Raw genomic sequence first — 6285 nt, 5'->3', positions numbered from 1 at the left:
CCAATATTACACCATTCACATTATTATATTTTACTAAAGAAATAGGCAGACTTGTGACACTGGAACGGGAAATAAAACCGGCAAAGATGGATGAAAATTATACGCTAATGGCAAAAACCAAAGACCGATGGCAGAATTTAAAGGTGTTTGAATTCAAAAGGGAGAAAACTGCAAACTGGTTCCATAGAATTTCATTCCAAATAAATTTCTATGGAGTCATAAAATCTAAAAGCAATTAAATATAAAAAATAGATATTCAAAAATATTATCCTATGACAGTAATAGTTTTTTTAAGTAAAACTTATATTGTGGTGTCGAACAATGTTGAGGTTACTCGGACTTACAAAAAAATAAAAGAGCAGATATACATGTAATATATCTGCTTTAAAGCGGAAGATGAGGGATTCAAACCCCCGATACCCGTAAATGGGTATACCGGATTTCGAGTCCAGCGCATTCGGTCACTCTGCCAATCTTCCATAAACGAAAACTCAAATCAAATGCAGAAAACCAACTGCAAGGTTTAAAGTTTTCTTTTCTAACTCACCGCAAAGGTAATACTATTTTTTTATATAACAAAGAAAAAAGCAAATATGTTCAAAACTTGTATAACTTTTATGCCGATCAAAAGTCATTAAACATAAATGTTCTCGTGGTGTGCTTTAATATGAAAACCAGGTTATTCAAAAGAAAGTTTTGCTAGTCTAGCTTTCAATATTTCAGCTTCAGACAAACGTATACTTAACTTAATCTCACAAGTAGTATCGTACGTTTGAGATAATATTCTAGGCTTCATATCTTTAACAACTCTCATAACATTATTCATCATAACATATGGAAAGTTATATGTAATAATTTCCTCAACTTGCCTAGTTTCAACAACAGAATTCTCTATTGCTGCAGCCGCAGCTGTTTTATATGCAACAATCAGTCCACCAGTACCAAGATTAACGCCACCATAATAGCGAACAACGACAATAAGTATATCTGTCAATCCACTACTGTTAATTTGCCCAAGGATTGGCTTACCTGCTGTGCTGCTTGGCTCTCCGTCATCATTTGCTCTAAAAATCTTTCGCTCAGCCCCCAACATGTAGGCATAACAGACATGACGAGCATCAAAATACTTCTTCCTATAAAAAGCCAACAGCTCCCTTATATCATCTTCAGACTCCACATGATGTGAAAAAGCGAGGAACTTACTCCTCTTTTCAGAATAAGTTCCCTCGCCAACATTCGTTATTGTCTTAAATTCATCAATACCCATTAAGCTGGTGTATTTATATTAAAAAATTTAAGTTTGTTCTTCTTTAAACAAGTTTATGAATAATAAGTCCTGAGCGCAATTTCGGTTCAAACCAAGTAGCCTTAGGAGGCATTATCTTACCACTGTCTGCAATATCCATAATTTGTTGCATAGTAACAGGATAAAGAGCCAATGCCATACGCATTTCACCACTATCAACTCGGCGCTTTAACTCTTCAAGACCTCTAAGTCCACCCACAAAGTCTATACGTTTATCTGAGCGGAGATCTTTTATTCCCAATATTTCATCCAATATCAAGCGACTAGAAATATCTACATCTAGAACACCGATAGGATCTTTGTCATCAAATGTACCTTGCTTAGCAGTAAGACTATACCACTTATTATCTAAATAAAGAGAGAAATTATGCAAATGATCAGGTTTATAAATATCTGCACCTTTCTCTACTACGTCGAAGTTCTTGCTCAATGCTGTCAAGAATTCCTCTGAGCTCAGACCATTAAGGTCTTTCACAACTCTGTTGTAATCAAGAATTGTAAGCTGAGAAGCCTGGAAACAAACAGCCATGAAGTAGTTATATTCTTCAGTACCCTTATGATTAGGATTCTGCTTTGCCTTTTCTGCACCAACCAAAGCAGCGGCAGCAGAACGGTGATGACCGTCTGCAATATACAATGCAGGCATCTTAGCAAATTCCTCAGTAACAACTTCAATATCCTTGCTGTCAGAGATAATCCAGAATTGATGACGGAATCCGTCAATAGGTGCAATAAAGTCATACTCAGGTTCTGTCTGAGCATACTTCATAATTACATCATTTAATACGGTATTGTCAGGATAAGCAAAGAATACAGGTTCAATATTTGCATTATTAACTCTAACATGCTTCATTCTGTCTTCTTCCTTGTCACGACGAGTGAGTTCGTGTTTCTTAATCACACCATTAAGATAATCATCAACAAAAGCACAAACAACGAGTCCGTATTGTGTCTTTCCGTTCATTGTCTGAGCATAGATATAATAATTATCCTTATCATCCTGAACCAGCCATCCCTTATCCTGGAATTTCTTAAAGTTCTCTGCGGCCTTCTCGTATACACGCGGATCATATTCGCTTGTACCCGGTTCAAAATCAATTTCAGGTTTAATTATATGATAAAGGCTCTTTTCGTTATCGCCAGCCTCTACGCGTGCCTCTTCTGAATCAAGCACATCATATGGACGAGACTCAACCTCCTCTACATACTGTTTCGGCGGACGTATACCTTTGAATGGTTTAATTTTAGCCATAATATTATTCCTTCTATATTACAGTTAAGATATCAATAATTATTTATTTACCTGGAACTTTGTGCAACCATCCTTGAAATAAGCATTAATCTGTTTTGCAGCAGCAATACCAGCATTAATGTTAGCCTCAGCAGTCTGTGCACCCATCTTCTTAGGAGTGCTGAAGTAGCGTCCTTCAAATTTAGCAAACTCTTCATCTGCATCAGGCTTAATATCTGTAATATATTTCAAATCTGTACGCTCTTCCATAAGCTTTATCAACTCAGGCTCATTGATGACTTCCTTACGGGCTGTATTTACTACCATACCACCCTTCTTCATCATATTTACCAAATTATAGTTGATGCTCTGCTTTGTTTCAGGAGTTGCAGGAATATGCAAAGAAACGACATCACAATTCTTGAATAATTCTTCCTGAGAATCAACAGCCTTAACGCCAGCCTCCTCAATAACCTCTTTCGGGCAGAATGCGTCGTAAGCATAAACGTCCATTCCAAAGCCTTTAGCAACTCGAGCCACATTACGGCCTACATTACCAAATGCCAAAATTCCGAGTTTCTTGCCCATAAGCTCTGTACCGGCCTTGCCATTATAGAAATTTCTAACAGCATAAACCATTAAGCCAAATACAAGTTCTGCAACGGCATTTGAATTCTGTCCAGGAGTATTCTCTACAATTACACCTTTTTCCTTAGCATAAGCTGTATCAATGCTGTCGTAACCAGCACCGGCGCGTACTACTATTTTAAGATTTTTAGCTGCATCCAACACAGCCGGAGTAACCTTATCAGAACGTACAATCATAGCATCAGCATCCTTTACGGCATCAAGAAGCTGAGCTACATCTGTATATTTTTCAAGCAACACGAGTTCGTTGCCTGCACCTTCTATTTCTTTCTTTATTCCTTCAACAGCAACAGCTGCAAAGGGTTTCTCAGTTGCTACTAATACTTTCATTTCGTTGTTAATTAAATTGTTGTTTGTAAAATTTAAGGTTAAGACCAAAATACTTTAATGAACAAGAGAAGCACACCATGCCAGAGATTATATGATAATCAACCCTCGCCGACGATATGCTTCTCTTGCATATTCAGCATGTCGCATTTATTCAAGCGACACACCATTACATTTTGTCTGCTACAGCATTAATGCTGAGCTTCAAAGTCTTTCATACATTTAACAAGTGCCTGTACGCCCTCTATTGACTGAGCATTGTAGCAGCTTGCACGGAATCCGCCGACAGAGCGATGGCCCTTGATACCAACCATACCCTGTGAAGTAGCATACTCTAAGAACGGCTTCTCAAGTTCAGCATACTCCTCGTTCATAACGAAGCAGATGTTCATCAGTGAACGGTCTTCTGCATTAACTGTACCGCGGAACAGTTTATTTCTGTCGATTTCAGAATAAACGATATCAGCACGCTCATGAGCCAATTTATCCATAGCCTCTACGCCACCCATCTTCTTAATCCAACGGAGGTTTTCGAGAGCTGTATAAATAGGAACAACAGGAGGAGTATTGAACATAGAGCCCTTTTCAACATGAGTCTGGTAGTTCAACATTGTAGGTATCTCTCTCGGAGCCTTACCGAGTTCATCATCCTTAACGATAACGATAGTAACACCTGCCATTGACAAGTTCTTCTGTGCACCGGCATATATACACTTATATTTAGCAACATCTACAGGACGGCTGAAAATGTCTGAAGACATATCACCAATCATAGGAACGTTTACATCAAGTTCCTTGCGGATTTCAGTTCCGTAAATAGTGTTGTTTGTTGTTATATGCAGATAGTCAACATCATCGGGGCAAGTCCAACCCTTAGGAATGAAAGTAAAGTTTGCATCAGCTGAAGAAGCCACTTCAACAACTTCGCCAAACAATTTGGCTTCCTTCATGGCTTTCTTTGCCCATACACCAGTATTTAAATAAGCAGCTTTCTTTATAAGGAAGTTATAAGGTACCATGCAGAATTCCAAAGAAGCTCCGCCGCCTAAGAAAAGAACAGAGTAACCTTCAGGAACATTAAGCAGCTCTTTAATAAGTGCCACTGCTTCGTCTATAACAGGCTGGAAATCTTTTGCTCTATGGCTAATTTCTGCCAAAGAAAGGCCGCTGCCATTGAAATCTAAAATCTGTTTCGCAGTATTCTCAATCACTTCGCGTGGAAGAATTGACGGACCTGCATTAAAGTTATACTTCTTCATTTGATAGTTTTGGTTTAAAATTAACAATTATACATTTTTTGCTTCATAGCACTTGCGAAGTTACGACTTTTATTTGAACTGGCAAATTTTTTTCAAGAAAATATATAATCTATTTTCTGTTTATCGCATTATTTTATCAACTCCACTATAGTTTTAATACCTTTTAGCTTTTCGCCGGAAGTTTTCGTCAATACGCTTTTCAATTTTTCACGACTCACAGCTGCATAAGAACAGCGTTCTTTAACATCAATGCGTCCTATGTCATCACCCTTTAGTCCTCCAATTTTACATAAGAATCCCAACACATCACCTTTTGATATTTTATCCTTTTTGCCCTTTCCGATATATAACGTCACCATTTTGGGCTGCGGAGGTGTTTCTATATCATTCGGCAATACGTATTCATCAGGCATGTCTTTTATATATTCAGGAATTGTTTCTTCCGGTCCCAGCAAGAGAAATGCCCTGCCACATGCCTCCCAACGGCCCGTGCGCCCTACCCTATGTATATACTCATCTTCACCCTGAGGCAAATGATAATGTATAATATTATCCACATCCGGTATATCCAAGCCACGGGCAGCCAAGTCTGTACCAACGAGCACACTTGACGAGCCATTGCTAAATTTGTAAATAGCATCCTCGCGTGCCTTTTGGTCAAGTCCGCCATGAAACGCGCTTACAACAAAGCCTTTACTCCGTAAATAATCAGCTACACGTTCAACAGCATCACGATAATTCAGAAATACTATGCTGCTTGACACGCCAAAACTGCATAGCAAGGCGTTAAGAGCATCCAGTTTGTCCTTCTCCTTGCTTTTAACCACAAAAAGATTAATACGTTCAGGTATCTGCTCATCTGTAAGAAAATCAAGACGCACAACTCTGCCCATATTAACAAAGCCGGGTATTTCGTTTGCATCAGTGGCAGACAGCAGCACTCTTCTTTCCACATATGGCAACTTATCTATCAATGCGCTCATTTCCTCATGGAATCCCATCTTCAGACATTTGTCAAATTCATCTATCACCAGATATTTTATACCATCGGCATCAATATTGCCTTTATCAAGGTGGTCATTAAGCCTGCCGGGAGTAGCAAATACAATTTGTGGTCTAACCTTACGCAAATTCTTATGTTCGTCCATAGCTGCACGCCCACCATACAAAGGCATTGAGCGCAAGCCACATGCCATACGTGAAAACACATCATGCGACTGCAACGCCAATTCACGTCCGGGAACTACAACCACAGCCTGCACCCTGTCAGATTCAGGATTAAGCATGCCGGCCAATGGCAACAGATATGCCAACGTTTTACCGCTGCCCGTAGCAGACAATATAACCAAATCAGAATCTGTATTCACCAGCACGTCACCTGCCTGATATTGCATCTTGTTTAGAGATTCAATTTTTAACCTCTGTAATATATCTTGAATTTTCATAATGTCAGTCTTTATTCAAAAATCATAATATTTATCACTAAATTTTAGCACCAGACATATGATTGCCGG

The 6285-nt window shown here is 38.8% G+C and carries 6 protein-coding genes and 1 tRNA gene; 1 reads left to right on the top strand and 6 read right to left on the bottom strand.

The genetic code is table 11. From position 1 onward, the window contains the following. Nucleotides 1-239: hypothetical protein (locus tag ACU52_RS15285; RefSeq protein WP_053398781.1), on the top strand; the 239-nt coding region annotated here is incomplete at its 5' end. Between the two features lie 151 nt (nt 240-390). Here ACU52_RS15285 and ACU52_RS10795 read toward each other — a convergent pair. From ACU52_RS10795 to ACU52_RS10770, 6 genes are all read right to left on the bottom strand, one after another. Further along, nucleotides 391-479, bottom strand: a tRNA-Ser gene (locus tag ACU52_RS10795). A gap of 200 nt (nt 480-679) precedes the next feature. Then, entirely contained in the window at nt 680-1267 is a 588-nt protein-coding gene (locus ACU52_RS10790) for an IMPACT family protein (RefSeq protein ID WP_021854353.1), read from the bottom strand. A gap of 43 nt (nt 1268-1310) precedes the next feature. Further along, a complete protein-coding gene (locus tag ACU52_RS10785; protein WP_053398780.1) occupies nt 1311-2558 on the bottom strand; it encodes a DUF1015 domain-containing protein in 1248 nt (415 codons plus the stop codon). A gap of 39 nt (nt 2559-2597) precedes the next feature. Further along, nucleotides 2598-3515, bottom strand: a complete 918-nt coding sequence (locus ACU52_RS10780) for an NAD(P)-dependent oxidoreductase (RefSeq protein ID WP_021854351.1) — start codon at nt 3513-3515, stop codon at nt 2598-2600. 188 nt (nt 3516-3703) lie between these two features. Continuing rightward, complete coding sequence (gene serC, locus ACU52_RS10775; protein WP_021854350.1) at nt 3704-4771, bottom strand: 3-phosphoserine/phosphohydroxythreonine transaminase; 1068 nt, start codon at nt 4769-4771, stop codon at nt 3704-3706. Between the two features lie 128 nt (nt 4772-4899). Further along, nucleotides 4900-6216: a DEAD/DEAH box helicase gene (locus tag ACU52_RS10770; protein WP_053398779.1), complete on the bottom strand. Its 1317-nt coding sequence runs from the start codon at nt 6214-6216 to the stop codon at nt 4900-4902. Nucleotides 6217-6285 lie beyond the last annotated feature (69 nt).

Source organism: Xylanibacter rarus, assembly GCF_001275135.1.
In the GTDB taxonomy this organism is placed as follows: domain Bacteria; phylum Bacteroidota; class Bacteroidia; order Bacteroidales; family Bacteroidaceae; genus Prevotella; species Prevotella rara.
This window is presented reverse-complemented; position numbering and strand designations above follow the sequence as displayed.